The sequence below is a fragment of the Bradyrhizobium sp. IC3195 genome (assembly GCF_020193585.1).
In the GTDB taxonomy this organism is placed as follows: Bacteria; Pseudomonadota; Alphaproteobacteria; order Rhizobiales; family Xanthobacteraceae; genus Bradyrhizobium; species Bradyrhizobium yuanmingense.
The window spans coordinates 74460-101329 of sequence record NZ_JADYVG010000009.1 but is presented as its reverse complement, the minus strand read 5'-3'; the positions used below and the strand labels follow the sequence as shown (position 1 = coordinate 101329).

Sequence of the window (26870 nt, the reverse complement as noted above, 5' to 3'; positions counted from 1 at the left end):
CGCGCCCAAGCGGCCGCTCCGGCGTGGACTCTCAAGCTGTGAGACCCCACCATTGAGAGGCGAGTCGGCCGCGAGTGCATGATGCCTTGAGGCGCCGGAGACCGCTCCATCTCATCTGCAAGAGGCCGTCACGCGACCATGCCGAGCGCCGGATTTGTTCACCTTCACGTTCACTCGGCCTATTCGCTGCTCAAGGGCTCGATCAAGATCGCCAAGCTCGCCGAGCTTGCCAAGAAGGACCACCAGCCGGCGCTGGCGCTGACCGACACCGACAATCTGTTCGGCGCGCTGGAGTTCTCCGACAAGATGGCGAGCTCCGGCATCCAGCCGATCGTCGGCTGCGAGCTCGCCATCGATTTCGGCGATCAGGATCCCAACGCGCGCAACGCGATGGGACCCTCGCGCGTGGTGTTGCTCGCCGCGCAGGAGCGCGGTTATCGCAGCCTGATGCGGCTGAACTCGCGCGCGTTTCTGGAATCGCCGGACAGCCATGCTCCGTTCATCAAGCTCGACTGGCTCGAGGGCGAGACCGAGGGCCTGATTGCGCTGACGGGCGGGCCGGACGGGCCGATCTCGCTGGCGCTCGCCGGCGGCATGGCCGAGCTCGCCGGCGCGCGGTGCGAGCGTCTGGCCGCTCTTTTCGGCGACCGTCTCTACATCGAATTGCAGCGCCACAACGCCGAGAAGGAGCGGCGCGTCGAAGGCGGCCTGATCGACATCGCCTACGCCAAGGGACTGCCGCTGGTTGCGACCAACGAGCCGTATTTCGCAACCACCGACGATTACGAAGCACATGATGCGCTGCTCTGCATCGCCGGCGGCCGGCTGATCGCCGAGACCGACCGTGTGCAGCTGACGCCGGATCATCGCTTCAAGACGCGCGCCGAGATGGCGGTGCTGTTCGCCGACATTCCGGAGGCGCTGGCCTCGACGGTGGAGATCGCCGAGCGCTGCTCGTTCCGGCCGATGACGCGCAAGCCCATCCTGCCGTTCTTCACCGTCGGCGCCGCGGCGAGCTCGGATGCCGCCGCGGTCGAGGCGGCCGAGCTGAAGCGCCAGGCGGAGGAGGGGCTCGCCAACCGTCTGCGCGTGCACGGCCTCTCTCAGGGCACGACGGAAGAAGACTACAACAAGCGCCTGGCGTTCGAGCTCGACGTCATCATGCGCATGAAGTACGCGGGCTACTTCCTGATCGTGTCCGACTTCATCAAATGGGCCAAGGCTCACGGCATTCCGGTCGGGCCGGGCCGCGGCTCCGGCGCAGGCTCGCTGGTGGCGTGGGCGCTGACGATCACCGACCTCGACCCGATCAGGTTCGGCCTGCTGTTCGAGCGCTTCCTCAATCCGGAACGCGTCTCGATGCCGGACTTCGACATCGACTTCTGCCAGGACCGCCGCGGCGAGGTGATCAGTTACGTGCAGCAGCGCTACGGCCGCGACCAGGTCGCGCAGATCATCACCTTCGGTACGCTGCAGGCGCGCGGCGTGCTGCGCGACGTCGGCCGCGTGCTGCAGATGCCCTACGGCCAGGTCGACAAGCTGACCAAGCTGGTGCCGCAGAATCCGGCGGCGCCGGTGACGCTGGCGGCCGCGATCGAGAGCGAGCCGAAGCTGCAGGCGTTCCGCGACGAAGATCCCGTGGTGGCGCGCGCCTTCGACATCGCCCAGCGTCTCGAAGGCCTGACCCGCCACGCCTCGACCCACGCGGCCGGCATCGTGATCGGCGATCGCCCCTTGAGCGAGCTCGTGCCGCTCTACCGCGATCCCAAATCCGACATGCCGGTGACCCAGTTCAACATGAAATGGGTCGAGCCGGCGGGCCTCGTGAAGTTTGACTTCCTCGGCCTGAAGACGCTCACCGTGCTCGACGTCGCCTGCAAGCTGCTCAAGCCGCGCGGCATCGATGTCGATCTCGCCACGCTGCCGATCGACGATGCCGAGAGCTATCAGATGCTGGCGCGCGGCGACGTGGTCGGTGTGTTCCAGGTTGAAAGCCAGGGCATGCGGCGGGCGCTGATCGACATGCGCCCCGACCGTTTCGAGGACATCATCGCGCTGGTCGCGCTCTATCGGCCGGGCCCGATGGCGAACATCCCGACCTATTGCGCGCGCAAGCACGGCGACGAGGAGCCGGAATATCTGCATCCCGTGCTCGAGCCGATCCTGAAGGAGACCTTCGGCGTCATCATCTACCAGGAGCAGGTGATGCAGATCGCGCAGGTGATGTCGGGCTACTCGCTCGGCGACGCCGACCTCCTGCGCCGCGCCATGGGCAAGAAGATCCGCGCCGAGATGGACAAGCAGCGCGACATCTTCGTCGCGGGCGCCGTGAAGAACGGCGTGCCGAAGGGGCAGGCCGAGACCATCTTCGAATTGCTCGCGAAATTCGCCGACTACGGCTTCAACAAGAGCCACGCGGCGGCCTATGCGCTGGTGTCCTATCACACCGCCTACATGAAGGCGCATTATCCGGTGGAGTTCATCGCCGCGTCGATGACGCTCGATCTCAACAACACGGACAAGCTCTCCGAATTCCGCTCCGAGGCGCAGCGGCTCGGCATCAAGGTCGAGCCGCCGAACATCAACCGGTCGGGCGCGACCTTCGAGGTCGGCGAGAACACGATCTACTACGCGCTCGCCGCGCTCAAGGGCGTCGGCATCCAGGCGATCGAGCAGATCATCGCGGAGCGCACCCGGGGGGGCCTGTTCACCTCGCTCGCCGATTTCGCCGCGCGCGTCTCGCCGCGCGCGATCAACAAGCGCATCATTGAAAGTCTCGCCGCCGCCGGCGCCTTCGACACGCTGGAGCCGAACCGGGCGCGCGTCTTTGCCGGTGCGGATGCGATCCTCGCCGCCTGCCAGCGCGCGCATGAAGCTGCGACCATCGGCCAGAACGACATGTTCGGCATGTCGGCGGATGCGCCGACCATCATGCTGCCGCAGGTCGAGCCCTGGCTGCCGGCCGAGCGGCTGCGCCGCGAATACGACGCGATCGGCTTCTTCCTCTCGGGACATCCGCTCGACGATTACGCGACCGTGCTGAAGCGGCTGCGGGTGCAGAGCTGGGCCGAGTTCTCGCGCGCCGTGAAGACCGGCGCCACCGCCGGCAAGGTTGCCGCGACCGTGGTCTCGCGCATGGAGCGGCGTACCAAGACCGGCAACAAGATGGGCATCATGGGGCTGTCCGATCCCACCGGCCATTTCGAGGCGGTGCTGTTCTCGGAAGGCCTTGCGCAATATCGCGACGTGCTGGAGCCGGGCGCGGCCGTGCTGCTGCAACTCGGGGCCGAGCTTCACGGCGAGGACGTCCGCGCCCGCGTGCTGCATGCCGAGCCGCTCGATGATGCCGCGGCCAAGACGCAGAAGGGGCTGCGCATCTTCCTGCGCGACACCAAGCCGCTGGACTCGATTGCCAAGCGTCTCGCCGGGCCCGAGATGGCGGCTTCCAACGGCGGCGCGCCGAAGGTCGGCAGTCCCGGCATCGCACCGCGCGGAAACGGCGACGGCGAGGTCTCGCTGGTGCTGATGCTCGACCTCGAGACCGAGGTGGAGATGAAGCTGCCCGGCCGCTTCAAGGTCTCGCCGCAGATCGCCGGCGCGATCAAGGCGGTGGCAGGCGTCGTCGACGTGCAGCAGCTTTAGCTTCTCCGCCACGCGTTCCGGTTTTTGCAAAGTCGTCATACTGCATCGGTTGCAACCCTGCGCTGATTCCGACTAGCATGTCCCCGGGGAATGGAATGGGGCGTGTGATGCTGCGACAGGTTGCGTTGTTGTTGGCCGTTTGTGCCATGCTGACGGGGTGCGTCAGCAATCAGGTTGGGACGGACTTTGCGTCGGTGTCGAAAAAGGTTGGTCCTCCGCGCGCGGGGCACTCGCGTGTGGTGTTCCTGCAGGACAAGAGGAGCGGCTTGAGCATGGCCATTTGCGCCTGCGAGGTGAAGCTCGACGGTGCGCCGCTCGGAAAAGTCGTGGCCGGAAAATACGCCTATGCCGACCGTCCTGCCGGGCGTCACGACGTGCTGCTCACCGAGCTGATGTTTCCGGGCGAGACCAAGCGCGAGATCGTCATGGAGGCAGGCCGGACGCATTTCTACCTGATCAAGAGCAGCCCCCGGCACGATGCGGCCATGGGCGGCGCCGTGCTCGGCGGTTTGGCCGGACTTGCGGTCGTGTCCGTCGCGACGGCGGGCGAGGCCAATCTCGGTCCGGGCGAGCTCGTCGCGCTGGATGAGGCAACCGCGCGGACGAAGCTCGCGGAGCTGGAAGCCGTCGAGTAGGGCGCGCGGTACGACGACGTGCCTTTGATCGCGCCGGGCGCAGGGGCTCTTTGGCGGGCTGATCTCGAATGCATGCAGGCGGACGCATGTTCGTGCAATCGTCGGGCGCGGAATGACCGGCCTTTCGGCTTGCAGCATAGCGCGCGGTGCAGCAATCATCGGTTGCATCAACTAACAGTTGTTATTTCTTCATATCGGCGCACCTATCTTCGCGACGCTTCATTCGTCCACTGACCCGAGGAGACGTCACATGTGCGACAAGTGTTCTGACACTCTGCATCACCAATCTCTGCGCCAAGACATCGCGCCGTCGCGGCGATCGGCGATGCTGTTTGGCGCCGCCGCGTTCGGCATGACCTTCGCCGGTGGAGCTTTCGCCAGTGGCGCCTTGGCCAAGGACGCCAAGCAGCCGCCGAAGCCGCAGAATGTGCTGTCGCCCGACGCGTCGCTGAAGCGGCTGATGGAAGGCAATGGGCGCTACGTCGCCGGCGTGTCGCGACGTCACGATTTCAAGCACGAGCGCGAGGCGCTGGCCGGCGGACAGAATCCGTTCGCGGCCGTGCTGAGCTGCGCCGACTCGCGCATCGCACCGGAATATGCGTTCGACGCGGGGCGCGGCGACCTCTTCGTCTGTCGCGTCGCCGGAAATTTTGCCGGCACCGAGACCATCGCAAGCATGGAATATGCGGTGGCGGTGCTGAACACACCGCTGATCCTCGTGCTCGGCCATGATGCCTGCGGCGCGGTCGACGCGACGCTGAAGGCGATCAAGGACAATACGTCGCCGCCGGGGCACATTCCCTCGTTGGTCGATGCGATCGCGCCCGCCGCAAAGGCGGCGATGCAGCAGGGCGGGGACGTGCTCAACAAGGCGATCCGGCAGAACGTGGTCGACAACATCGCCAAGCTGAAGACGGCTGCGCCGATCCTCAATGCGGCCGCGGAGCAGGGCAAGCTGAAGGTCGTCGGCGGCATCTACCGGCTAACCACTGGCACGGTCGATCTGATCGCCCAGGGCTGAACGGGCCGAGGAGCCTTGTGCCGCAGTGCGGTCGCGAGGCTTGCAGGCCTCACGTGGAGGTTCGAGGTTTGACGTGAGGTTTGGCGTGGAGGTTTGAGTTGGGCGGCGGCGCCATGCCGCCGCCTCAATCCGCGCTTTTCGTTCAAGTGCCATTCAGCTGGCCGCGCGCCTGATATGCGGTATATGCGGTGGCCACCTCAACGACAAAAGCAGGCACAAGCCATGCGTGGGACGCTCAAAGTCTTCCTCTGCCTTCTCCTGCCGATGGCGGTCCTTGCCGCAGGCGCGCCGCATCAGGCGCGTGCCCAGCAGCAGGAAAAGCGTATCGCGCTCGTGGTCGGCAATGGCGCCTACGCCAAATCGCCGCTGGCGACCACCGCGAACGATGCCGGCCTGATCGCGCAGACGCTACAGGCGGCCGGCTTCGACGTGGTCGGCGCGCGCGATCTCGACGGCGACACGCTGCGCAAGAGCTTGCGCGATTTCATCCAGAAGGCCCAGGCGTCGGGCCCGGGCACCGTCGCGATGATCTATCTTGCCGGCTACGGCGTGCAGCTCGCCGGCGAGAACTATTTCATCCCGGTCGATTCCAACATCAGCCGCGACACCGACATACCGACCGAGGCCCTGCGCATCAGCGACTATGCGCGCCAGCTCGCCTCGATTCCACTCAAGGCCAATATCGTCGTGCTCGACGCAGCCCGTGCGCAGCCCTTCATCGAGGGCGGTCAGCCGATCGCGAGCGGTCTGGCGCTGGTCGAGCCCGAGGCGAACATGCTGATCGCCTTCAATGCCGCGCCCGGCACGGTGGCGCCGGAGGAGCCGGGGCCCTACGGCATCTATGCGCAGTCGCTCGCCGAGATGATCCGCACCGGCGGCCTGCCGCTGCCCGAGGTGTTCGACCGCGTCCGCCTGCGCGTCAACGAGGCCTCCAAGGGCGCGCAGGTGCCCTGGAACGAGCAGAAGATCTCGGCGCCATTCTCGTTCTTCGAGCGCGCGCCCGATGCGCCGCCGCCGCAGGCTGCGCCCGACCAGGTCGCCGCGATCCGCGGCAAGCCGATCCGCGATCTCGGGGTGCAGGACGCCTATGCCGCCGCGCTCGAGCGCGACACGCTGGCGGCCTATGAAGAGTTTCTCGCGGCCTATCCGAACGATCCCCTCGCCAAGCGCGTGATGGCGATCGTTGCCGCGCGCCGCGAAGCCATCACCTGGCGGCGGACCTACCGGACCGACACGCCGGAGGCCTATTGGTCGTATCTGCGCCGCTATCCGCGCGGGCCGCATGCGGCGGATGCGCGGCGCCGCCTTGCGATCCTCACCGCGCCGCCCGAGCCGCCGCCGACCTTCGCGATGATCGACTACGACGTGCCGCCACCGCCGCCGGAGGAGGTGGTCTATGTCGATCGCCCGGTGCTGTATTTCAGCGATCCCGATTTCGGCTTCGCGCCGCCACCGCCGCCGCCGGTCTATTATCTGCCGCCGCCGCCGCCGGATTTCGTCGTGCTGCCGCCGCCGCTGCCGGTGGTCGGTCTGTTCGTGCTGCCGCAGCCGGTGTTCGTGCCGATCCCGGTGTTCGTGAGGCCGCCGGTCTATGTCGCGCCGCCGCCGAACAACATCATCTACCAGAACATCCACAACACCACGGTCATCAACACCGTGATTAACCGCCCGCCGGCGCCGCCGCCGGCCGCGGGGCCGGCGCTCGGATCTGGGATCGGACCTGGCAATCTGGCGCCGGCGGTTGCCGGCCGCGCCACGCCGGCAGGTCCGGCCGTGCCGCAGGCGGTCGTTCAGCGTGCCGCCCTGATCCAGCAGGGCAAGGCGCCGATGCCGCCGAGCGCGACCATCCAGCCGACGGCAAGGCCGGGTATCGCGACTCCGGCTCCGGCCAATGTCGTCCCTGGCACGACAGCGCCGCCGCCCGCCGGCGCCAAGCTGCCGCAGGCCAATACTGTGCCGCCGCCGGGAGCTCCCGGCAGCCCGCCAGCCGGAGCGGCGCCCGGAGCTGGGACGCCGGGAGGCACACCCAGTCCGACCGCAAACGCTCCCGCCGGCAGCGCCGCTACAACCCCGCAAGCGCTGGCCCCGACCAAGCCGCCGCCGGCCAATACGCTGCCGGTGCCGGGATCTCCGGGCAGCCCGCCGGCCGGAGCGCCGCCCGCGACGGGGACGCCCGGCGGCACGCCCAGTCCGAGCGCGAACGCTCCCGCCGGCAACGCCGCAGCAACCCCGCAAGCGCTGGCCCCGACCAAGCTGCCGCCGGCCAATACGCTGCCCGTGCCCGGCACCCCCGGCGGGCCGCCGCCGGCCAGGGCAGGGGCTGTGCCCGGGACCGTCTCATCCCCTGGCAAGCCCGCCGCGACCGCCACGGCGCCGAGCGGCAACGTTCCGCCGGCGCAGCCGAACGCGGCAACGACGCCCAATCACCCGCCGGCTTCCGGAACCGCGGCGAGCCCGTCCGCGGCCCTGCCCAGGCCGCCGGGGACAACGACCCCGCCTGTGCCTGACCTGCGCGGCAGGCCGGGCGGGCCCCAGCCGGGCGCTTTGCCGCCGCCGAGCGCGGCCACCGGCAAGCCCGCGGCCCCGACTGCGGTCAAACCCGCGACACCTCTGCCGCCGCCTGTAGCGGCGCGGACACCGTCCGGAGTTCAGGATCATCGGCCCGCGCCACCGCCACCGCAGGCCGCCAGGACCGCCGCTCCGCCGCCGCCTCCTCAGGCTCTGGCAAGGCCGACGCCGCCGCCTCCGCCGCGCGTTGCGCCACCTCCGCCGCCGCGAGCGGCGCCTCCGCCCGTGGCCGTGGCGCGGCCGGCGCCGCCGCCACCTGTTGCCCGGCCGGCGCCGCCTCCGCCTCCGCCAGTAATGGCGCGGCCGGCACCACCTCCGCCGCCGGTTGCGCGGCCAGCGCCGCCGCCGCCGCCACCTCCGGTCGCCCGACCGGCGCCGCCGCCGATGGCCGCCGCGCCGCATGCGCCTCCGCGGCCGGCCGGCCCGCCACCGAAGAGCTGCCCCCCGGGCCAGCCCAGGTGTTAGGAGGCGCGAGGGGCAGGGGATACCGGGATGCGACAGCAGCCTAGAGGCGTCCCCAAAGGCCGTTATTTCCTTGCTTCTGGCCGAAATGGCGCTATATAGCGCGCCATCTCACACGGAAACATGGCTCACAAGGCCGTCCGGTGGCAACCGGGGCGTGAACGCTCCGTTTTGCTCACACGTTTCCGGAGGAACCAACCGGAGAATTAGAACGATGGCACTGCCCGATTTCACTATGCGTCAGCTGCTCGAAGCTGGCGTGCACTTTGGTCACCAGTCTCACCGCTGGAATCCGAAAATGGCTCCGTTCATTTTCGGCACCCGCAACAACATCCACATCGTCGACCTCGCCCAGACCGTGCCGATGCTGCACCAGGCCCTCCAGGCCGTCAGCGACACGGTGGCCAAGGGCGGCCGCATCCTGTTCGTCGGCACCAAGCGCCAGGCGCAGGACGGCGTTGCCGACGCGGCCAAGCGCTGCGCGCAGTATTTCGTCAATTCGCGCTGGCTCGGCGGCACGCTGACCAACTGGAAGACGATCTCGGCCTCGATCAAGCGCCTGCGTCACCTCGACGACGTGCTCTCGGGCGGCGAAGCCAATTCCTACACGAAGAAGGAGCGCCTGACGCTGCAGCGCGAGCGCGACAAGCTCGACCGCTCGCTCGGCGGCATCAAGGACATGGGCGGTCTGCCCGACCTGATCTTCGTGATCGACACCAACAAGGAAGACATCGCGATCCAGGAAGCCCAGCGGCTCAACATCCCGGTCGCTGCGATCGTCGACACCAATTCGGACCCGAAGGGCATCACCTATGTGGTGCCGGGCAATGACGACGCCGGCCGCGCCATCTCGCTGTACTGCGATCTCGTCGCGCGTGCGGCGATCGACGGCATCTCGCGCGCGCAGGGCGATTCGGGCATCGACGTCGGCGCCTCGGCCCAGCCGGTCGCCGAAGAGCTGCCGGCGGCGTCCTCGAGCGGCTTCCAGGGCCTTGCGGGTCCCCGCGGCACTGCCGACGACCTCAAGAAGCTCCCGGGCGTGTCGGGCGCGATCGAGAAGAAGTTCAACGACCTCGGCATCTTCCACTATTGGCAGCTCGCCGAGCTCGACCACGACACCGCGCACACGATCGGCGAAGAAGTCGGTCTGCCGAGCCGTGCGGATGCCTGGGTGGCCAAGGCCAAGGCGCTGACCGCGGAAGCGGAATAGTCAAAAAGAGCGATGGGTTGGCCGGATAGGATCCGGCCACCATTTCAGTTGACGCGAATTCCTGAGATGGACCGCGGCGGGGCGATTCGATGCCGCGCCGCGGCAAACCGGCAGGCACAAAGGATTTTCAACGATGGCAACGATCACAGCTGCGATGGTCAAGGACCTGCGCGAATCGACCGGCGCGGGCATGATGGACTGCAAGGCCGCGCTCACCGAAAACGACGGCAACATGGAAGCGGCGCAGGACTGGCTGCGCAAGAAGGGCCTGTCCAAGGCCGCCAAGAAGTCGGGCCGCGTCGCCGCCGAGGGCCTGATCGGCGCGCTCACCAAGGGTACCAAGGGCGTCGTGGTCGAGGTCAACTCCGAGACCGACTTCGTTGCGCGCAACGGCCAGTTCCAGGGCCTGGTCAAGATGATCGCCCAGGTCGCGTTCGACGTCGGAGCGGACGTCGAGAAGATCAAGGCCGCCAAGGTCGGCGACGTCACGATCGAAACCGCCATCAATGATGCGATCGCCACCATCGGCGAGAACATGACGCTCCGCCGCGCCGCCGCGCTCGAGGTGAGCCAGGGCGTTGTCTCGCACTACGTCCATGGTGCCGTCATCGACGGCGCCGGCAAGATGGGCGTGATCGTGGCGCTGGAATCGCCGGGCAAGGCCGATGAGCTCGCAGCGCTCGGCCGTCAGATCGCGATGCACATTGCGGCCGCCAACCCGCTGGCGCTCGATCCGTCCGGCCTCGATCCGGCCGTGGTCAAGCGCGAGAAGGACGTACTGGCCGACAAGTACCGTCAGCAGGGCAAGCCCGAGAACGTGATCGAGAAGATCGTCGAGTCCGGCCTCAAGACCTACTACAAGGAAGTCTGCCTGCTCGAGCAGGCCTTCATCCACGACACCGGCAAGTCGGTGGCGCAGGCGGTGAAGGAGGCCGAGGGCAAGGTCGGCGGGGCTGTGAAAATCGCGGGCTTTGTGCGCTATGCTCTCGGCGAGGGAATCGAGAAGCAGGAAAGCGACTTCGCGGCCGAGGTCGCCGCGGCCAGCGGCAAGAAGTAAGCGCCGGAAGTTCCTTCCGGCGTGCCGCCGGAAGCGGCGCCCGGACAAGGAAAGTGCTCATGACTGATCCGGTCTATCGTCGCGTCGTGATCAAGCTGTCCGGCGAGTATCTCGCGGGACGGCAAGGCTTTGGCATCGATCAGCCGACCGTCGACCGGGTTGCGGACGATCTGATCGCGGCCCGCCATCTCGGCACTGAGGTCGCGGTCGTGATCGGTGGCGGCAACATGGTCCGCGGCGTCGAGGTCTCATCCCGCGGGGTGTCGCGCACCACCGGCGACACCATGGGCATGCTCGCCACCATGATGAATTGCCTCGCGCTGGAAGCGGCGATCGAGCGCAAGGGAACGCCGGCACGGACCCTGTCGGCCTTCGTCATGCCCGAGATTTCCGAGCTGTTCACCCGCACTGCGGCACACAAATACCTGGCCGAGGGCCGCATCGTGCTGCTCGGCGGCGGGACCGGCAATCCGTTCTTCACCACCGACACGACCGCGGTACTGCGGGCCGCCGAGATCGGCGCGCAGGCGGTCCTGAAGGCGACGAATGTCGACGGGGTCTACTCGGCCGACCCGAAGCAGGATCCGACCGCGACGCGGTTCGACCGCCTGACGCATTCGCAGGCGATCGAGGGCGGTTACAAGGTGATGGATGCGACCGCCTTCGCGCTTGCCCGCGAGACATCGCTGCCTATCATCGTATTCTCGATCGCGGAGCCGGGCTCGATCGGCGCGATTCTGCGTGGCGTCGGCCACGGAACCATCGTCGCCGGCTGACGGCTCATCTGGCGCGCCGAAAGGACGGTGCGGAGCGGTCGCCGGGATTTTGAAGGAGAAACGTGATGGCCACGGGTAATTTCGATCTCAACGAAGTGAAGCGTCGCATGCAGGGCGCCGTCGCCTCGCTCAAGCACGAGCTCGGCGGCCTGCGCACGGGACGCGCCTCCGCCTCGATGCTCGATCCGGTGCAGGTCGAGGCCTATGGCAGCCACATGCCGCTCAATCAGCTCGCCACCGTCAGCGTGCCGGAGCCGCGGCTGATCTCGGTGCAGGTCTGGGACAAGTCGATGGTCAAGGCCGTCGAGAAGGCGATCGTCGATTCCAATCTCGGCCTGTCGCCCGCGACCGAGGGCCAGGTGCTGCGCCTGCGCATTCCCGAGCTCAACGAGGAGCGCCGCAAGGAGCTGGTGAAGGTCGCGCACAAATATGCCGAAGCCGCCAAGGTCGCCGCGCGCCATGTCCGCCGCGACGGTCTCGACGTGCTCAAGAAGCTCGAGAAGAATCACGAGATGTCGGAGGACGACCAGAAGCGTCACGCCGACGAGGTGCAGAAGGCGACCGACGGCACCATCGCCGAGATCGACCAGTTGCTGGCCGCCAAGGAAAAAGAAATCCTCACCGTCTAAACCGCGATGAGTATCATCATCGCGCTCTAGACTATTGTTCGCGCATGATTTTGTCGGAAAACCGCTTCGCACTTTTCCGGATCATGCTTTAAGGCATCGCCTTCATGTCCAACGCCGCCGCGCCCGCAACGGAAGGACCCGACAGGTCCGAGGCGCCTGCGCATGTCGCCATCATCATGGACGGCAACGGGCGTTGGGCGGCCGCGCGCGGTCTGCCGCGTGCGGAAGGGCATCGCCGCGGCGTCGACGCGCTGCGCCGCGTGGTGCGCGCCTCGCACGAGCTCGGCATCCGTTATCTCACCATCTTCTCGTTCTCGTCGGAGAACTGGTCGCGCCCGGCGAGCGAGATCGGAGACCTGTTCGGCCTGCTGCGGCGCTTCATCCGCAACGACCTGGCGAGCCTGCACCGCGACGGCGTCAAGGTCCGCATCATCGGCGAGCGCGAGGGGCTCGAGAGCGACATCTGCGCCTTGCTGAACGAGGCCGAGGAGCTGACGCGCGACAATACGCGCCTGACGCTCGTCGTTGCCTTCAACTACGGCTCGCGGCAGGAGATCGCGAAGGCGGCGCAGAAGCTGGCCCGCGAGGTCGCGGAGGGCAGGCGGGATCCTGCCACGATCGACGCCGAGACGCTTGGCGCGCATCTCGACGCGCCCGACATCCCCGACCCCGATCTCATCATCCGCACCAGCGGCGAGCAGCGCCTGTCCAACTTCCTGATGTGGCAGGCCGCCTATAGCGAGCTCGTGTTCGTGCCGATCCATTGGCCAGACTTCGACAAGGCGGCGCTGGAAAGCGCGATCGCCGAATTTGCCAGACGCGAGCGCCGTTTCGGCGGCCTGGTTGCGAAGACCGCCTCGTGAACGAACCCGATCCTGCATCGGCGGGCGCCAAGCCTGCCCCGAGCAATCTGGCGATGCGGGTCCTCGCAGCGCTGGTGCTGGCGCCGCTGGCCATCGCGATCGCCTATGCCGGCGGCTGGTTGTGGGCGCTTCTCGTCACCCTGGTCTCGATCGGGCTGTTCGCGGAATGGCTGATGGTGGTGGGCGCAGCATCGGCCGCGCTGACCGGGGCAGGGACGGTCGTGATCGCCATGATGGGAGCCTCCGTCGCTTTCGGCGCGCTCAAGACCTCCGTCGTCACCGGCCTCATCGGCGGTGCCATCGTGACGCTGATCGCCCGGGGCAAGTTCTTGTGGGCGGCGAGCGGGTTTGCCTATGCGGCGGCGGCGCTGCTGGCCTCGATCCTGGTGCGCAAGGATCTCGTCAACGGCTTCTCCGCGCTTATGTTCGTGCTGCTCGTGGTGTGGGCGACCGACATCGGCGGCTATTTCGCCGGACGCAGCATCGGCGGCCCGAAATTATGGCCGCGCGTGAGCCCGAAAAAGACCTGGGCCGGCGCGCTCGGCGGCTTTGCGGCGAGCCTTGCGGTCGCGGCCGGCTTCGCCGCCTGCGGGATCGGAAAGCTGGTTCCGCTGCTGCTTGTCGGCGCCGTCCTGTCGGTGGTGTCGCAGCTCGGCGATCTCTTCGAATCGGCCGTGAAGCGGCGCTTCGGTGTCAAGGATTCCAGTCACTTAATTCCCGGCCATGGCGGGCTTATGGACCGCCTGGACGGATTTGTCGCCGCCATCCTGGCGGCCTGGTTTATCGGCTTTTTCCGCCATGGTGTGCATAGCGCCGGAAGCGGTCTTATGGTTTGGTGAGGATATGAGCGCCGTTCCCTTGCGTAACAACAGGCTTGCTGCGTCCGACATTCGCAGCGTCACGGTCCTCGGTGCCACCGGCTCGATCGGCGACAGCACGATGGATCTCTTGCGCGCCTCGCCCGAGCGCTACCGTGTCGAGGCGCTGACGGCGAACGGCAATGTCGCAGCGCTTGCCAAGCTCGCCAAGGAATTCAACGCGCGCTATGTCGCGATCGCCGACACCTCCAAGCTCGCCGAGCTCAAGGCTGCGCTCGCGGGCACCAGTACCGAATGCGGCGCCGGCGAAAGCGCGGTGATCGAGGCCGGCGCGCGTCCGGCCGACTGGGTGATGGCGGCGGTCAGCGGCGCTGCCGGGCTGAAGCCGGCGCTCGCCGCGGTCGATCGCGGCGCGCATGTCGCGCTCGCCAACAAGGAGTGCCTGGTCTGCGCCGGCGACTTCTTCATGCAGCGCGCGGCAAAAGCCGGCGCCTGCATCCTGCCGGCCGATTCCGAGCACAACGCGCTGTTCCAGGCGCTGAGCTCAGGCAATCGCGACGAGCTCGTCCGCGTTATCATCACCGCCTCCGGCGGCCCGTTCCGGACCTGGAAGCCCTCAGACATCGAGCAGGCGACGCTCGAGCAGGCCCTGAAGCATCCGAACTGGAGCATGGGCCAGAAGATCACGATCGATTCGGCCTCCATGATGAACAAGGGGCTCGAGGTGATCGAGGCGTCCTATCTGTTCGCGCTCTCGCCGGACGAGATCGACGTGCTGGTTCATCCGCAGTCGATCATCCACGGCATGGTCGAGTTTTCCGACCGCTCGGTGGTGGCCCAGCTCGGTGCGCCCGACATGAGGACGCCGATCGCCCATTGCCTCGGCTGGCCCGATCGAATCAAGGGCCCGGCGGCCAAGCTCGATCTTGCCAAGGTCGGCCAGCTGACCTTCGAAGCGCCGGACTTCGAGCGCTTCCCGGGACTGCGGCTGGCCTACGAATCGCTCCGGACCGGGAAGGGCGCGACCACCGTCTACAATGCCGCCAACGAGGTCGCCGTGGCCGCCTTCATCGACGGCAAGATCCGGTTCGGTGCGATTGCCCGGCTGGTCGAGGCGACCCTTGAGGATTGGATCAAAGGCGGCAACCAGGCGCCCCTGACCTCCGCAGACGATGCAATCTCTGTTGACCATGTTGCGCGAAATAGGGCTGCCGCCCTATTGCCTCAAATTGCCTTAAAGGCATCCTAGTTGGTTCGGGACCAGGGCCTTGCGGCGCTGGGTGAGGGAATTCGATGATCGACTTTTTCGTCCATAGTTTCAATACTTTGAGCCATGGGCTCCTCGGCTACGCGGTTCCCTTCCTGTTCGTCCTGACCATTGTCGTGTTCTTCCACGAGCTCGGCCATTTCCTGGTCGCGCGCTGGGCGGGCGTACGCGTGTTAACCTTTTCGCTCGGCTTCGGCCCCGAGCTGGTCGGCTTCAACGACCGCCGTGGCACCCGCTGGAAGATCTCGGCGATCCCGCTCGGCGGCTACGTCAAGTTCTTCGGCGACGAGAGCGAGGCCTCGACCCCGTCGGCCCAGACGCTGGCGGCTATGTCGGCCGAGGAGCGCGCCGGCAGCTTCCACCACAAGAAGGTCGGTCCCCGGGCGGCGATCGTCGCGGCCGGACCAATCGCCAATTTCATCCTGGGCGCGCTGATCTTCGCCGGAATGGCGCTCTATTACGGCAAGCCGAGCACGATCGCCCGGGTCGACGGTGTCGTCGCCAACGGCGCGGCGGCTGCCGCCGGCTTCAAGGTGGGCGACGTCGTCATCCAGATCGACGGCAAGCCGATCGAGAGCTTTGCCGACATGCAGCGAATCGTTGCGATGAACGCCGGTTCGGCTCTTACCTTCCAGGTGAAGCGCGACGGCGCCGTCGTCTCGCTGACCGCGACCCCGGCGCTGCTGGAGCGCAAGGACCCGTTCGGCAACAGCCACCGTCTCGGCGTTCTCGGCATCGAGCACAAGTCGCAGGCCGGGGAGGCCTCGACCACCCCGGTCGGCGTCGGCGAAGCGCTCAAGATCGGCGTCGAGCAGGTCTGGTTCATCATCACCAGCACTTTCAAGTTCCTGGGCTCGCTGTTCGTCGGCCAGGGCAATCCGAACGAGGTCAGCGGCGTCCTGGGAATCGCGAAAATGTCGGGGCAGGCGGCCAGCGCCGGGTTCCAGTTCGTGATCAATCTCTGCGCGGTGCTGTCGGTGTCGATCGGCCTTTTGAACCTGTTCCCGATCCCGCTGCTCGATGGCGGCCACCTGATGTTTTATGCGGCCGAGGTGGTCCGGGGCCGGCCTTTGTCCGAGCGGACCCAGGAAATGGGGTTCCGAATCGGGCTTGGCCTGGTGCTGATGTTGATGGTGTTTGCGACCTATAACGACATCCTGCGGATGGCAGCTTCCTGATAGGGGCTTTTTTGTGGCGTTGCTGTTGAGCAACGTCTTGGAATGAAATTGAAATTACGGCGCTTTCGGCCGTTTGCGGCGTCGGCGAAATTGGCTACAAGCGGCCTGAACTTGGGGAATCTCCGGACCGGCGTTGGGGTTGGGTCTGGCAGGGAATGATAAGGGCGCGTTGCGCGATGAAGTTTGGACTGCGACTCCGGGGGGGCTTGCTCGCGACCCTGATCTTGTTCGGCGCGCCGGTGGTTGCCCCGGTTGGGGCTGTTTTCGTGTCTTCGTCTGCGCTCGCCCAGACCGTGCAGTCGATTTCCGTCGAAGGGAATCGCCGCGTCGAGGTGGAGACGATCCGCTCCTATTTCAAGCCGGGTCCCGGCGGCCGGCTGGATCAGGCCGCCATCGACGACGGCCTCAAGGCGTTGATCGAGACCGGCCTGTTCCAGGACGTCAGGATCAACCGCGGTTCCGGCGGCCAGCTCATCGTCTCCGTGGTGGAAAACCCGGTGATCGGCCGTATCGCCTTCGAGGGCAACAAGAAGATCAAGGACGAGCAGCTCACTGCTGAAGTCCAGTCCAAGGCCCGCGGCACCTTCTCCCGCGCCATGGTGCAGTCGGACACGCTCCGTATCGCCGAAATCTATCGCCGCTCCGGCCGCTACGACGTGCGCGTCACGCCCGAGATCATCGAGCAGCCGAACAACCGCGTCGACCTGATCTTCACGGTCGAGGAGGGCGTCAAGACCGGCGTCCGGTCGATCGAGTTCGTCGGCAACAATGCCTTCTCGTCCTACCGCCTCCGCGACGTGATCAAGACGCGCGAGACGAATTTGCTGAGCTTCCTCGGCAGCGGTGACGTCTACGATCCCGACCGCGTCGAAGCCGATCGCGATCTGATCCGCCGATTCTACCTCAAGAACGGCTTCGCGGACGTGCAGGTCGTCGCGGCGCTGACCGAGTACGATCCGGAGAAGAAGGGCTTCAACGTCACCTTCAAGATCGAGGAAGGTCAGCAATACCGCGTCGGCGCGGTGGATTTCCGCAGCAGCATTCCGAACTTCGATCCGAGCTCGATGCGCGCCTATTCGCGCCTCAATGTCGGCTCGCTCTACAACGTCGAATTGGTCGAGAAGTCGGTCGAGGAGATGCAGATCGAAGCCTCCCGCCGCGGCTATGCCTTTGCCGTGGTCCGGCCCGGCGGCGACCGCAACTTCGAAGCGCACACAGTGTCCGTCGTGTTCAACATCGACGAGGGCCCGCGCACTTATATCGAGCGCATCAACCTGCGCGGCAACACCCGCACGCGCGACTACGTGATCCGCCGCGAGTTCGACATCTCGGAAGGCGACGCCTACAACCGCGCGCTGGTCGACCGTGCCGAGCGGCGCCTGAAGAACCTCGACTATTTCAAGAGCGTGAAGATCACGACCGAGCCGGGCTCGTCGAGTGACCGCGTCATCCTGATCGTCGACATGGAAGAAAAGTCGACCGGCGACTTCTCGGTCTCGGGCGGTTACTCCACCACCGACGGCGCGCTGGCCGAAGTCTCGATCTCCGAGCGCAACCTGCTTGGTCGTGGCCTGTTCGCCAAGGCTGCGGTGACCTATGGCCAGTATGCGCGCGGCTACTCGCTGTCGTTCGTCGAGCCGTACCTGCTCGACTACCGCGTCGCGCTCGGCCTCGACCTCTATCAGCGTGAGCAGAAGTCCAACAGCTACATCTCCTACGGCACCAAGACGCTCGGCTTCTCGCCGCGCCTCGGCTTCTCCTTGCGTGAAGATCTCTCGCTCCAGGTGCGCTACTCGATCTATCGGCAGGAGATCACGCTGCCGAGCTACCTGGCGAACTGTAACAACGTGGTTGGTTCGGCGGCCTTCAATCCCAGCCCGGCCTTCTCTGCTGCCACCGGTATACCTCTGGATCCGTCCACCAACGGCCTCGGCTGCTACAACGATGGCGAAGCCTCGCTGCCGGTGCGCAAGGAGCTCGCCAACGGCAAGACGCTGACTTCGGCGCTCGGCTACACGCTGACCTACAACACGCTGGACAACAACAAGAACCCGACCGACGGTCTGCTCGTCGACTTCCGGCAGGACTTCGCCGGCGTCGGCGGCGACGTCTCCTATCTGAAGTCGGTCGTCGACGCGAAGTACTACACGCCGCTGGTGTCCGACATCGTCGGCCTCGTCCGCCTGCAAGGCGGCATGCTGAACAAGATCGGCACCGATCTGCGCATGCTCGACCACTTCCAGATGGGCCCGAACCTCGTCCGCGGCTTCGCCCCGAACGGCATCGGTCCGCGCGACTTGAACCCGTTCGGCACGCAGGATGCGCTCGGCGGCACCCAGTATTGGGGTGCTTCGTTCGAATTGCAGATGCCGTTCTGGTTCCTGCCCAAGGAAGTGGGTCTGAAGGGCGCGGTCTATGCCGACGCCGGCGGCCTCTATGACTACAAGGGACCGACGAGCTGGACCACCACCAACGAGGTCAATGCGCCGGGATGTATCCCGTCGAGCATCAATCCCTCGAGCACTGGGACCTGCACCGGTCTCGTCTATGACGACAGCAAGGTCGTTCGCTCGTCGGTCGGTGTCGGCGTGATCTGGCAGTCGCCGTTCGGACCGCTGCGCTTCGACTACGCCGTGCCGCTCAGCAAGGGCAAGTACGACCGCACGCAGGAATTCCGGTTCGGCGGCGGCACCACGTTCTAATTCGATCAGCACGGCACGATCCGGATCACCGGAACCGGTTTCGGAAAGGGATCGTGCCGATCCAGGACATGAGGCATGATGCGGCCTGACCGCTTCATGCCGAAGCCGGACCGCGACGGGGTGGAATGGCGCAGCCGATCTTCTTCACAAAGCCGCCTGCCGCAGCGTTGGCCGACATTGCCACGCTGACAAAGGCGCAGCTGGTCGACCCCGCGAGGGGCGGCCACGTCATCACGGGCCTTGCTTCGCTCGACGAAGCGGGCCCGATGCATCTGGCGTTCTTCGACAACCTCAAATACGCCGATCAGCTCAGGGCGACCAAGGCGGGGGCCTGTCTGGTCAGTCCGCGCTTCGAGGCCGAGGTGCCCGAACATGTGGCCGTGCTGCGGGTGGCGCAGCCATTCCGCGCCTTTGTCCGGATCGCGCGGGAATGGCACGCCGACGCGCTGCGGCCGCAATCCTGGGTCGGCAACGATGGTATCGCGCCATCGGCCATCATCGATCCCACGGCCCGGCTCGAGGACGGAGTGGTCGTCGACCCCCTGGCCGTGATCGGCCCGGACGTCGAGATCGGCAGTGGCACTGTGATTGGCGTCGGGGCGGTGATCGGTCCCGGCGTCAAGATCGGCCGGGATTGCAATGTCGGCGCCCGGACCGCTATCCAGTGCGCCCTGATCGGCAACAACGTGCTGATCCATCCCGGCTGCTCGATCGGCCAGGACGGCTACGGCTTCATCTTCTTCGGCCCCGAGGGCCATCTGAAGGTGCCGCAGACCGGGCGCGTGCTGATCCAGAACGACGTCGAGGTCGGGGCCAACACCACGATCGACCGCGGGTCCTTGCGTGACACTGTGATCGGCGAGGGGACCAAAATCGACAATCAGGTCCAGATCGGCCACAATGTGACGATCGGCCGGCACTGCCTGCTCGCGGCCCAGATCGGGCTCGCCGGCAGCCTGACCATCGGCGACAACGTGGCGCTCGGAGCGAAGGTTGGCATCAACAATCACCTCAAGATCGGCGACGGGGCGCAGGTGACGGCGATGAGCGCGGTCAAGGACGACATCCCGCCGGGCGGCCGCTGGGGCGGGCACTTCGCCAAGCCGACCAAGCAATGGTTCAAGGAGATCATCGCGGTGGAGCGGCTGGTACGCGACAGCAAGGCCGATCCGAAGGACGAGGGACGGGAATGACGGCGGAATCACCTGTTAAGTTCGAGCTGGTGGACATCAACGCGATCCTCCAGACACTGCCGCACCGCTTTCCGATGCTGCTGATCGACCGCGTGATCAACATCCGCGCCGATTACAGCGGCATCGGCATCAAGAACGTCACCTTCAACGAGCCGGCGTTCCAGGGACATTTCCCCGAGCGTCCGGTCTATCCCGGCGTCATGATGATCGAGGCGATGGCGCAGACCGCGGGCGTGATCGGCATCAAGTCGGTCGAGGGCACCGAGAAGCCGCGGGCGGTCTATTTCCTCACCATCGACAAGTGCAAGTTTCGCAAGCCGGTACTGCCGGGCGACACGATCGAGTATCACATGCGCTCGCTCGGCCGCCGCAAGACCATGTGGTGGTTTCACGGCGATGCAAAGGTCAACGGTCAGGTCGTTGCCGAAGCCGACGTCGGCGCCATGCTGACCGATTGAGCGGCACTGGGCTCAGGTGCAATCGTAGCGGCTGCCGGTCGCATCCCGCCTGATAGTCCGGTTGAAGAACTGGCCCATGGAGGGCGCGCCGAGGAGGCGTTCGACGGTGTCGGCCGTCACGCCGCAATAGCGGTGATAGGCGCCGTTGCTCGCGACGATCAGGTCCTGCTGCGCGCGATCGTAACAGACCCGCTGAAGCACCGTGCTGCGGGTGATGTCCCGGCACTCGAATGTCCGCAGATCGACCAGGCGGTGTTCGCCGGTCTCGACCGCCTCCGACACGATCGGAGTATCCGCGAGCTGCGCCAGCAGAAGGATCAGGGCCCTGACCACGATCGTTGAAGCTCCGCATGAACCTGACGACGGGACGGGAAGGCCGCCTCATCCGGCACTTGAAACACGGCGAGATGATACGTCACTGGACAGATCGGGCATAGTCGCGCTAACCAGCCGAAAACCGAGCGACTTCAATACATAACCCGACCTTCTTGACGAGTAAGATTGGCTTGATGAGCAAGATTGATCGCACCGCGCGGATCGCGGACGGCGCCGTGATCGGCGAGGGCACCGAGATCGGACCCTATTGCATCATCGGCCCGAACGTCGTCATCGGCGCGAACTGCAAGCTGATCGGGCATGTGCACATCACGGCGCAGACCACGATCGGCGACGACTGCACCATCTATCCGTTCGCTTCGCTGGGCACGCCGCCGCAATCGCTCAGCTATCGTGGCGAGCTGACGCAGCTCAGGATCGGCGCGGGCTGTACCATCCGCGAATCCGTCACCATGAACGCGGGTACCGTCGCTGGCGGGGGCGTCACCTCGGTTGGCGACCGCGGCTATTTCATGAACTGCAGCCACGTCGGCCACGACTGCCATCTCGGCAACGACGTGATCTTCGCGACCTCGGCAACGCTCGGCGGCCATTGCGAGATCGGCGACTTCGTCTTCATCGGCGGGCTGTCCGCCGTGCATCAGTTCACCCGTATCGGACCGCAGGTCATGGTCGGCGGCGTGTGTGGCGTGCGCGACGACATCATTCCGTTCGGTCTCGTCAACGGCCAATATGCCGTGCTCGAAGGCCTCAATCTGATCGGCATGAAGCGTCGCAAGTTCACCAAGCAGCGGCTTGCCACCGTGCGTGCGTTCTACCAGAAGCTATTCCATGGCGCCGGCACCTTCGCCGAGCGGCTGGAGGCGGCGCGGCCGCTCGCGGGCGAGGACCCCGCGATCGCCGAAATCCTCGACTTCATCGGCAAGGGCAAGCGCCCGCTCTGTCTTCCCGCCATCGCGAAGTGATCTTGAAATGATCTTGGAGTGATCTTGGGATGGCCGCGGGCACGACATCGGCGGCTTTGCAGGTTTCGTCACCGGTCGGCATCGTCGCCGGCGGCGGTGCCATGCCGTTTGCGGTCGCCGAGTCGCTCGCCGCGCACGGCATCACGCCGGTGCTGTTTCCGCTACGCGGGGCCTGCGATCCCCAGCGGGTGGAGAAGTACCGGCATCGCTGGATCTCCGTCGGCCAGCTCGGACGCGCGATGCGGCTGTTCCGCGAGGAGGGCTGCCGCGACCTGATCTTCATCGGCACGTTGGTGCGGCCTTCGCTGTCCGAGATCCGGTTCGACTTCACGACGCTGCGCCTGCTCGGCAACGTCATTCGCGCCTTCCGCGGCGGCGACGATCATCTGCTGTCGGGTGTGGGCCGCATCCTCGAGCAGGACGGCTTCCGGATGGTCGGCATCAAGGACGTCGCGCCGGATCTCCTGATGCCCGAGGGCTGCATCAGCCGCGCCTGGCCGAGCGATGCCAGCAACGCCGACATCGCGCGCGGCCGGGCGGTGCTGACCGCGCTCGGCCCGTTCGACATCGGCCAGGCCGTGGTCGTGATCGATGGCCACGTGGTGGCGGTCGAGGACATCGAGGGCACCGACGCGCTGCTCGCCCGCGTCGCGAGGCTGCGCGAGGAGGGCCGCATCCGCGCCGCCACCGGACGCGGTGTGCTGGTGAAGGCGCCGAAGAGCGGCCAGGACCTGCGCTTCGACCTGCCGACGATCGGTCCGCGCACCATCGAGGGCGTCGCGGCTGCCGGCCTTGCCGGCATCGCCGTCATCGCGGGCAACACCATCGCCGCCGAGCCGCAGGCCATGATCGCGCTTGCCGATGCCAAATATCTCTTCGTCATCGGCCTGCCCGCGTGATGTCGCGTGATCCCAAGCGCAAGATCTTCCTGATCGCGACGGAGGAATCCGGCGACAGGCTCGGCAGCGCCTTGATGAAGGTGCTGCGCCAGCGCCTTGGCGACGGCGTGCAGTTCGTCGGCGTCGGCGGCCGCACCATGGCGCGCGAGGGCCTGGAATCGCTGTTTCCGATCGAGGAGCTCTCGATCGTCGGGTTTGCCGCGGTGCTGCAGCAATTGCCGAAGATCCTGCGGTTGATCCGGCAGACCGCCGACGCAGTGACCGAGGCCGCGCCCGACGTGCTCGTCATCATCGACAGCCCCGACTTCACCCATCGCGTCGCCCGCCGCGTGCGCGCGCGCAATCCCGCGATCCCGATCGTCGACTACGTCTCGCCGCAGCTCTGGGCATGGCGGCCAGGACGGGCGCGGACCATGCTCGGCTATGTCGACCACGTGCTCGGCCTGCTGCCGTTCGAGCCCGAGGAATACCGCAAGCTCGGCGGCCCGCCCTGCAGCTATGTCGGCCATCCCCTGATTGAGCAATTGGGCTCGCTGCGGCCGAGTGCGGAGGAGCAGGCGCGCCGCGACAGTGAGCCGCAGGTGCTGCTGGTGCTGCCCGGCAGCCGCCGCAGCGAGGTCAGGCATCATCTCGACGTGTTCGGCGCAACGCTCGGTCGCTTAAGGGGTGAGGGCTGTGCGTTCGAACTGATGCTGCCGACCATGCCGCATCTCGAAGCCACCATCCGCGAAGGCATCGCGAGCTGGCCGGTCAAGCCTCAGATCGTGATCGGCGAGAACGAGCGGCGTGCGGCCTTCCGCATCGCTCACGCCGCGCTGGCGAAATCCGGCACGGTGACGCTCGAGCTCGCGCTGTCGGGCATTCCGATGGTGACGGCCTATCGCGTCGGCGCGATCGAGGCGTTCATCCTGCGACGCGCGATCCGTGTCTCCTCGGTGATCCTTGCCAATCTCGTGATCGGCAAGGATGTCATTCCCGAGTATTTGCAGGAGGAATGCACGCCGGAGAAGCTGGCGCCGGCGCTTCGGGACGTGCTGACGGAGTCTCCGCTGCGCCGGCAGCAGGTCGAGGCCTTCGCCAGGCTCGATCAGATCATGTCGACCGGCAACACATCGCCGAGCGTGCTCGCCGCCGACATCGTGCTCGCAACGATGCGCCAGGGTCGGCGAACGAGCCAGGGTGTTTCATAGAAGTCTGCTTGAGCCGCCCCCTCCAAAGCGTGAGCTGCCCTCCAAAGAGCAGACGCCAAGAAACGCAACAGCGAAGGCGTGAGTTACGCTAAAGCGACGTGGGTCACTCCTGTTGCGAAGGCAGACTAAAGTGAAACACCGCCCCCCGTGGTTCATTGGCACCGGTCCAAAGTCGTCCTCCGTGCGCTTCGATGATCGATTGGCAGATCGACAAGCCCATGCCGGTCCCGTCGGGCTTGGTGGTGTAGAAGGGCTCGAACAGGCGATCAACGATTGCGACGTCAAGTCCAGGTCCGGTATCCCGTACGGCGACAACAACGAGATTTGTATCTGCAGCCGTGCTGATCCGCAGCTCTCGTCCGCCAACGTCGACGCAGTTCATTGCCTCGATCGCGTTGAGGATCAAATTGAGAACCACCTGTTGCAGCTGAACGCGATAGCCCTTCACGAGCGGCAAGCCCGGAGCGAGGTCGGTCTGGATCGAGACATCATGTTTGAGCAGCTCGCTACGGGCGATGGTGATCACGTCCAGGATTGCACCATTGACATCGACGCTCTCCTTCGGCGCCGGAGCTTTCTTGATCAAGGAACGGATCCAACTGATGATCTCGCCGCCTCGCTTGGCTTCTGTGACGATGGATACGAGCGCCTGCTGTGCCTTTTCGAAATTCGGAGATTGTGTTCCTAGCCAGTTCAGTGCGGCCTCTGCGTTGCAGAGCACCGCGGTGATTGGTTGGCTTAGTTCGTGTGTCACCGAAGCCGTGACCTGGCCCATTGCCGCCGCGCGATTGGCGTGTGTTAGTTCAGCTTGCATCTCGCGGAACGTCTCGGCGGTTCGCTTGCGTTCGGTGATGTCGCGGCTCAGACAAATGATTCGTGACTGTCCGACTTCGCAGAACTCGCGCATACGAACTTCGACGGGAAACACAGTGCCATCCTTTCGGCAATAGCGCCTCTCGAGCGTAGCGATGCCGCCGGCCTTGAGACGCTCGCGGTTGCGACGCCAAGTCGCTTCATCCATCTCCAGATCGAACAAGGCCGCAGTTGCCCCAACCAGTTCGGTCCGGCTGTAGCCGAGACTTTCGCAGGCATTCCGATTCACATCGAGAACGTGACCATCTTCACTGTGCAGCATGAACGTATCGGTCGCGTGGTCCACGAAGGTACGGAAACGGGCCTCGCTCTCGATCAGCGCCTGTTCGGCGCGCTTGCGCTCCGTGATGTGGCGCCCCACACCTCGGTAACCCACGAAGTTCCCTGTCTTGTCAAAGATGGGCAGCCCAGAGACGGAAATATAGCGCTTGCCGCCGTCGGGCATCGGCCGCGCGAGCTCGAAATCGCGAAACGGGAGGTGAGCGTCGAGTATCTCCCGGTGTTTGCGCCAGCCATCTGCGTCAGGTTCGAGATACGGGATCTCCCATCGTGTCCTGCCGATCTCGGAGACCGGCGGCTCGGGAAGCGTCTCGGCGAACTCCTGGCGGATGAAGCGATGCTCCGCGTCCGTTTCCCAGTACACATCGAAGGAGAATTGCACCAGCGTGCGAAAGCGCTCCTCGCTCTCGCGCAGTGCCTCCTCGGGGCGCTTGCTCTCATTCGAATCGAGGGCGACCGACGGCACTTCAATCGCATGTTGCATGATCATCTCTTGCTCACGCGTGATGGATCAATCGACAGATTTCTCGTGCCGGATCGCGTCCCCCCGGAGCCGATCAAGATCGATCGGGAATATGCCTTTGGCGACTATACTCCCGTATACAGGGCTTCTCTATAGCGACGTGGCTGTGACGACCCCGAGCCGAAACAACGCGAGCTAAAACCCGGTTCCATCAACGTATGCGTGTGAGGTGGGCCCTGTTTCTGTCTCGCGGGTGGCCGACGCTCATTTGCAAAGTAACGACGCGGCCGACATGGACGGGAGGGCAAGGACGTTCGTGGTGAGCTCTTAACCAGTGTTTCTGACCGCCTCAGCCAGAATGGCGTAAAGCTGCTGCCGGCTGAATTCCTTTGGCAGCTCCCTCTCTGCTGTACTCGGCGACACCCTCCGCGCGATGGGACGGGCGCAGGCGGCCGACGACGGCCTCAGCTTCGGGGCCGGCCTTATCTGGGGCTGCGCTGTGGGCGGCTTGTGGCCGCGCTTCAGGCCCAGACGGTTCAGCATACCGCATACCGCGTTACGACTGCAGCCGAGATGGCGCGCAATCTGCGCCGCGCTCTGCCCCGCGGACCAGAGCCTTTTGAGAAGCGCTATGTCTTTCGCATCCCAGCCCATGAGAGATAGTATAACGGCGACTGCCAGACACCGGCTAGTCTAGTCTTCGTCCGGCTCGCGCACGACCGCCGGTTCGTCGGCATCATCTTGCTCATCCTCGTCTTCGTCCTCCTCGTCTTCATCCTCCTCGTCTTCATCGGGATCCCTGGGTGGCATCACGATGCGCATCCGCATGAGCAGTTTCCTGGCTGTGGTGGAAAATGCTTCGGAGGTGTGTTGCTTCATGGCATTGTGCTCCTCGAAAATTAGCGCAGTCGCCAGATTCTTGGCCGGCATATGCCGGTGCCGGGGCGCGACCGCCGCAAACGCGATGCAGGTCGGGTAGACTGCACGATCAGCGGGCGGCGGGCCATGCAACAGGCAGCGTTTTCGGCTACTTGATGCCCGAGGACCCATTGGGCTCTAAGTTCACCAAAACCTCGCCGGCAGCGATTTCAGGAACTCCAAGATCGAGGTCGGGTAGACTGGCTTGAACAAATGCCAGTATCTTGGCGTTCGCTGCGTTGGCGCTTTCGCGGTCGTCAAATATCATCACCGCGATACCGACACCGTCGCCCGCATCCAGCACATGGTAAGATTTGAATCCCCGCGATTGTCTTAGGATCTCACCGACGCCGCTCTTGGCGCGACGAGCGGCGTCGGCGACCGAACGAACCTTACTGTACTTGCGAATGACCATGTACATGGGGCCACCACGCGCCATACGCTCCTTCGCATCAAAGCATTTCAGTC

General features: G+C 65.7%; 23 protein-coding genes. 18 read left to right on the top strand and 5 right to left on the bottom strand.

Annotated elements, in window-relative coordinates; genetic code table 11:
- Positions 1-138 precede the first annotated feature (138 nt).
- The 15 genes from dnaE to fabZ all read left to right on the top strand — a co-directional run bounded on the left by dnaE (position 139) and on the right by fabZ (position 20479).
- Entirely contained in the window at positions 139-3642 is a 3504-nt protein-coding gene (gene dnaE / locus I6F09_RS19185) for a DNA polymerase III subunit alpha (RefSeq protein ID WP_225188780.1), read from the top strand.
- 77 nt (positions 3643-3719) lie between these two features.
- The gene (locus I6F09_RS19180; RefSeq protein ID WP_085974531.1) at positions 3720-4277 is read left to right on the top strand and encodes a DUF2846 domain-containing protein; all 558 of its coding nucleotides are present in this window, start codon (positions 3720-3722) and stop codon (positions 4275-4277) included.
- Between the two features lie 250 nt (positions 4278-4527).
- On the top strand, positions 4528-5298 hold the full coding sequence (locus tag I6F09_RS19175) for a carbonic anhydrase (RefSeq protein WP_109143609.1): 771 nt from the start codon (positions 4528-4530) through the stop codon (positions 5296-5298).
- Positions 5299-5520: 222 nt separating this feature from the next.
- Entirely contained in the window at positions 5521-8331 is a 2811-nt protein-coding gene (locus I6F09_RS19170; protein ID WP_225188779.1) for a caspase family protein, read from the top strand.
- Positions 8332-8542: 211 nt separating this feature from the next.
- Positions 8543-9538 (top strand): 30S ribosomal protein S2, encoded by a 996-nt coding sequence (locus I6F09_RS19165; RefSeq protein WP_036010040.1) that lies wholly within the window; start codon positions 8543-8545, stop codon positions 9536-9538.
- A gap of 133 nt (positions 9539-9671) precedes the next feature.
- The gene (gene tsf / locus I6F09_RS19160) at positions 9672-10595 is read left to right on the top strand and encodes a translation elongation factor Ts (protein WP_225112543.1); all 924 of its coding nucleotides are present in this window, start codon (positions 9672-9674) and stop codon (positions 10593-10595) included.
- Positions 10596-10654: 59 nt separating this feature from the next.
- Positions 10655-11371 carry a UMP kinase gene (pyrH, locus tag I6F09_RS19155; RefSeq protein ID WP_036010035.1) on the top strand — a complete coding sequence of 239 codons (717 nt, stop codon included), beginning with the start codon at positions 10655-10657 and terminating at the stop codon, positions 11369-11371.
- A 65-nt stretch (positions 11372-11436) separates the two neighbouring features.
- Complete coding sequence (frr, locus tag I6F09_RS19150; protein WP_025036556.1) at positions 11437-12000, top strand: ribosome recycling factor; 564 nt, start codon at positions 11437-11439, stop codon at positions 11998-12000.
- 104 nt (positions 12001-12104) lie between these two features.
- A complete protein-coding gene (locus tag I6F09_RS19145; RefSeq protein WP_036010029.1) occupies positions 12105-12863 on the top strand; it encodes an isoprenyl transferase in 759 nt (252 codons plus the stop codon).
- On the top strand, positions 12860-13702 hold the full coding sequence (locus I6F09_RS19140) for a phosphatidate cytidylyltransferase (RefSeq protein WP_225188778.1): 843 nt from the start codon (positions 12860-12862) through the stop codon (positions 13700-13702). The genes I6F09_RS19145 and I6F09_RS19140 overlap by 4 nt, the downstream gene beginning before the upstream one ends.
- Before the next feature lie 4 nt (positions 13703-13706).
- On the top strand, positions 13707-14930 hold the full coding sequence (dxr, locus tag I6F09_RS19135) for a 1-deoxy-D-xylulose-5-phosphate reductoisomerase (RefSeq protein WP_225188777.1): 1224 nt from the start codon (positions 13707-13709) through the stop codon (positions 14928-14930).
- Positions 14931-14974: 44 nt separating this feature from the next.
- Positions 14975-16126: an RIP metalloprotease RseP gene (gene rseP / locus I6F09_RS19130; RefSeq protein ID WP_225140033.1), complete on the top strand. Its 1152-nt coding sequence runs from the start codon at positions 14975-14977 to the stop codon at positions 16124-16126.
- Between the two features lie 176 nt (positions 16127-16302).
- A complete protein-coding gene (bamA, locus tag I6F09_RS19125; protein ID WP_225188776.1) occupies positions 16303-18828 on the top strand; it encodes an outer membrane protein assembly factor BamA in 2526 nt (841 codons plus the stop codon).
- A 125-nt stretch (positions 18829-18953) separates the two neighbouring features.
- A complete protein-coding gene (gene lpxD / locus I6F09_RS19120; RefSeq protein WP_036010017.1) occupies positions 18954-20021 on the top strand; it encodes a UDP-3-O-(3-hydroxymyristoyl)glucosamine N-acyltransferase in 1068 nt (355 codons plus the stop codon).
- A complete protein-coding gene (gene fabZ / locus I6F09_RS19115) occupies positions 20018-20479 on the top strand; it encodes a 3-hydroxyacyl-ACP dehydratase FabZ (protein ID WP_036010015.1) in 462 nt (153 codons plus the stop codon). Before lpxD ends, fabZ begins: the two co-directional genes overlap by 4 nt.
- A gap of 12 nt (positions 20480-20491) precedes the next feature.
- Here the strand turns inward: fabZ and I6F09_RS19110 are convergent, their stop codons facing one another.
- Positions 20492-20812: a KTSC domain-containing protein gene (locus I6F09_RS19110; RefSeq protein WP_225188775.1), complete on the bottom strand. Its 321-nt coding sequence runs from the start codon at positions 20810-20812 to the stop codon at positions 20492-20494.
- 176 nt (positions 20813-20988) lie between these two features.
- Here I6F09_RS19110 and lpxA point away from each other — a divergent pair, with 176 nt between their 5' ends.
- The 3 genes from lpxA to lpxB are packed head-to-tail and all read left to right on the top strand — an operon-like array spanning position 20989 to position 23869.
- The gene (gene lpxA / locus I6F09_RS19105; protein ID WP_225188774.1) at positions 20989-21780 is read left to right on the top strand and encodes an acyl-ACP--UDP-N-acetylglucosamine O-acyltransferase; all 792 of its coding nucleotides are present in this window, start codon (positions 20989-20991) and stop codon (positions 21778-21780) included.
- 29 nt (positions 21781-21809) lie between these two features.
- Entirely contained in the window at positions 21810-22679 is an 870-nt protein-coding gene (gene lpxI / locus I6F09_RS19100) for a UDP-2,3-diacylglucosamine diphosphatase LpxI (RefSeq protein WP_225188773.1), read from the top strand.
- Positions 22679-23869, top strand: a complete 1191-nt coding sequence (gene lpxB / locus I6F09_RS19095; RefSeq protein WP_225188772.1) for a lipid-A-disaccharide synthase — start codon at positions 22679-22681, stop codon at positions 23867-23869. Before lpxI ends, lpxB begins: the two co-directional genes overlap by 1 nt.
- 103 nt (positions 23870-23972) lie before the next feature.
- On the opposite strand, the gene I6F09_RS19090 is transcribed toward lpxB, so the two are convergent.
- From I6F09_RS19090 to I6F09_RS19075, 4 genes are all read right to left on the bottom strand, one after another.
- Entirely contained in the window at positions 23973-25505 is a 1533-nt protein-coding gene (locus I6F09_RS19090; protein WP_225188771.1) for a PAS domain-containing sensor histidine kinase, read from the bottom strand.
- Positions 25506-25811: 306 nt separating this feature from the next.
- A complete protein-coding gene (locus I6F09_RS19085; RefSeq protein ID WP_036010004.1) occupies positions 25812-26138 on the bottom strand; it encodes a GcrA family cell cycle regulator in 327 nt (108 codons plus the stop codon).
- A gap of 39 nt (positions 26139-26177) precedes the next feature.
- A complete protein-coding gene (locus I6F09_RS19080) occupies positions 26178-26363 on the bottom strand; it encodes a hypothetical protein (RefSeq protein ID WP_036025247.1) in 186 nt (61 codons plus the stop codon).
- A gap of 148 nt (positions 26364-26511) precedes the next feature.
- Positions 26512-26823: a hypothetical protein gene (locus tag I6F09_RS19075; protein ID WP_057030484.1), complete on the bottom strand. Its 312-nt coding sequence runs from the start codon at positions 26821-26823 to the stop codon at positions 26512-26514.
- Positions 26824-26870 lie beyond the last annotated feature (47 nt).

Excerpts from the sequence above, each read along its gene's own strand:
- tsf (WP_225112543.1), top strand. The coding sequence starts at position 9,672 with ATGGCAACGATCACAGCTGCGATGGTCAAGGACCTGCGCGAATCGACC.
- lpxA (WP_225188774.1), top strand. The coding sequence starts at position 20,989 with ATGAGCAAGATTGATCGCACCGCGCGGATCGCGGACGGCGCCGTGATC.
- I6F09_RS19165 (WP_036010040.1), top strand. The coding sequence starts at position 8,543 with ATGGCACTGCCCGATTTCACTATGCGTCAGCTGCTCGAAGCTGGCGTG.
- frr (WP_025036556.1), top strand. The coding sequence starts at position 11,437 with ATGGCCACGGGTAATTTCGATCTCAACGAAGTGAAGCGTCGCATGCAG.
- rseP (WP_225140033.1), top strand. The coding sequence starts at position 14,975 with ATGATCGACTTTTTCGTCCATAGTTTCAATACTTTGAGCCATGGGCTC.
- I6F09_RS19085 (WP_036010004.1), bottom strand. The coding sequence starts at position 26,138 with ATGGGCTGGGATGCGAAAGACATAGCGCTTCTCAAAAGGCTCTGGTCC.
- I6F09_RS19080 (WP_036025247.1), bottom strand. The coding sequence starts at position 26,363 with ATGAAGCAACACACCTCCGAAGCATTTTCCACCACAGCCAGGAAACTG.
- lpxB (WP_225188772.1), top strand. The coding sequence starts at position 22,679 with ATGTCGCGTGATCCCAAGCGCAAGATCTTCCTGATCGCGACGGAGGAA.
- pyrH (WP_036010035.1), top strand. The coding sequence starts at position 10,655 with ATGACTGATCCGGTCTATCGTCGCGTCGTGATCAAGCTGTCCGGCGAG.
- fabZ (WP_036010015.1), top strand. The coding sequence starts at position 20,018 with ATGACGGCGGAATCACCTGTTAAGTTCGAGCTGGTGGACATCAACGCG.
- lpxI (WP_225188773.1), top strand. The coding sequence starts at position 21,810 with ATGGCCGCGGGCACGACATCGGCGGCTTTGCAGGTTTCGTCACCGGTC.
- I6F09_RS19175 (WP_109143609.1), top strand. The coding sequence starts at position 4,528 with ATGTGCGACAAGTGTTCTGACACTCTGCATCACCAATCTCTGCGCCAA.
- lpxD (WP_036010017.1), top strand. The coding sequence starts at position 18,954 with ATGGCGCAGCCGATCTTCTTCACAAAGCCGCCTGCCGCAGCGTTGGCC.
- I6F09_RS19170 (WP_225188779.1), top strand. The coding sequence starts at position 5,521 with ATGCGTGGGACGCTCAAAGTCTTCCTCTGCCTTCTCCTGCCGATGGCG.
- I6F09_RS19180 (WP_085974531.1), top strand. The coding sequence starts at position 3,720 with ATGTCCCCGGGGAATGGAATGGGGCGTGTGATGCTGCGACAGGTTGCG.
- I6F09_RS19090 (WP_225188771.1), bottom strand. The coding sequence starts at position 25,505 with ATGCAACATGCGATTGAAGTGCCGTCGGTCGCCCTCGATTCGAATGAG.
- bamA (WP_225188776.1), top strand. The coding sequence starts at position 16,303 with ATGAAGTTTGGACTGCGACTCCGGGGGGGCTTGCTCGCGACCCTGATC.
- dxr (WP_225188777.1), top strand. The coding sequence starts at position 13,707 with ATGAGCGCCGTTCCCTTGCGTAACAACAGGCTTGCTGCGTCCGACATT.
- dnaE (WP_225188780.1), top strand. The coding sequence starts at position 139 with ATGCCGAGCGCCGGATTTGTTCACCTTCACGTTCACTCGGCCTATTCG.
- I6F09_RS19075 (WP_057030484.1), bottom strand. The coding sequence starts at position 26,823 with ATGTACATGGTCATTCGCAAGTACAGTAAGGTTCGTTCGGTCGCCGAC.
- I6F09_RS19145 (WP_036010029.1), top strand. The coding sequence starts at position 12,105 with ATGTCCAACGCCGCCGCGCCCGCAACGGAAGGACCCGACAGGTCCGAG.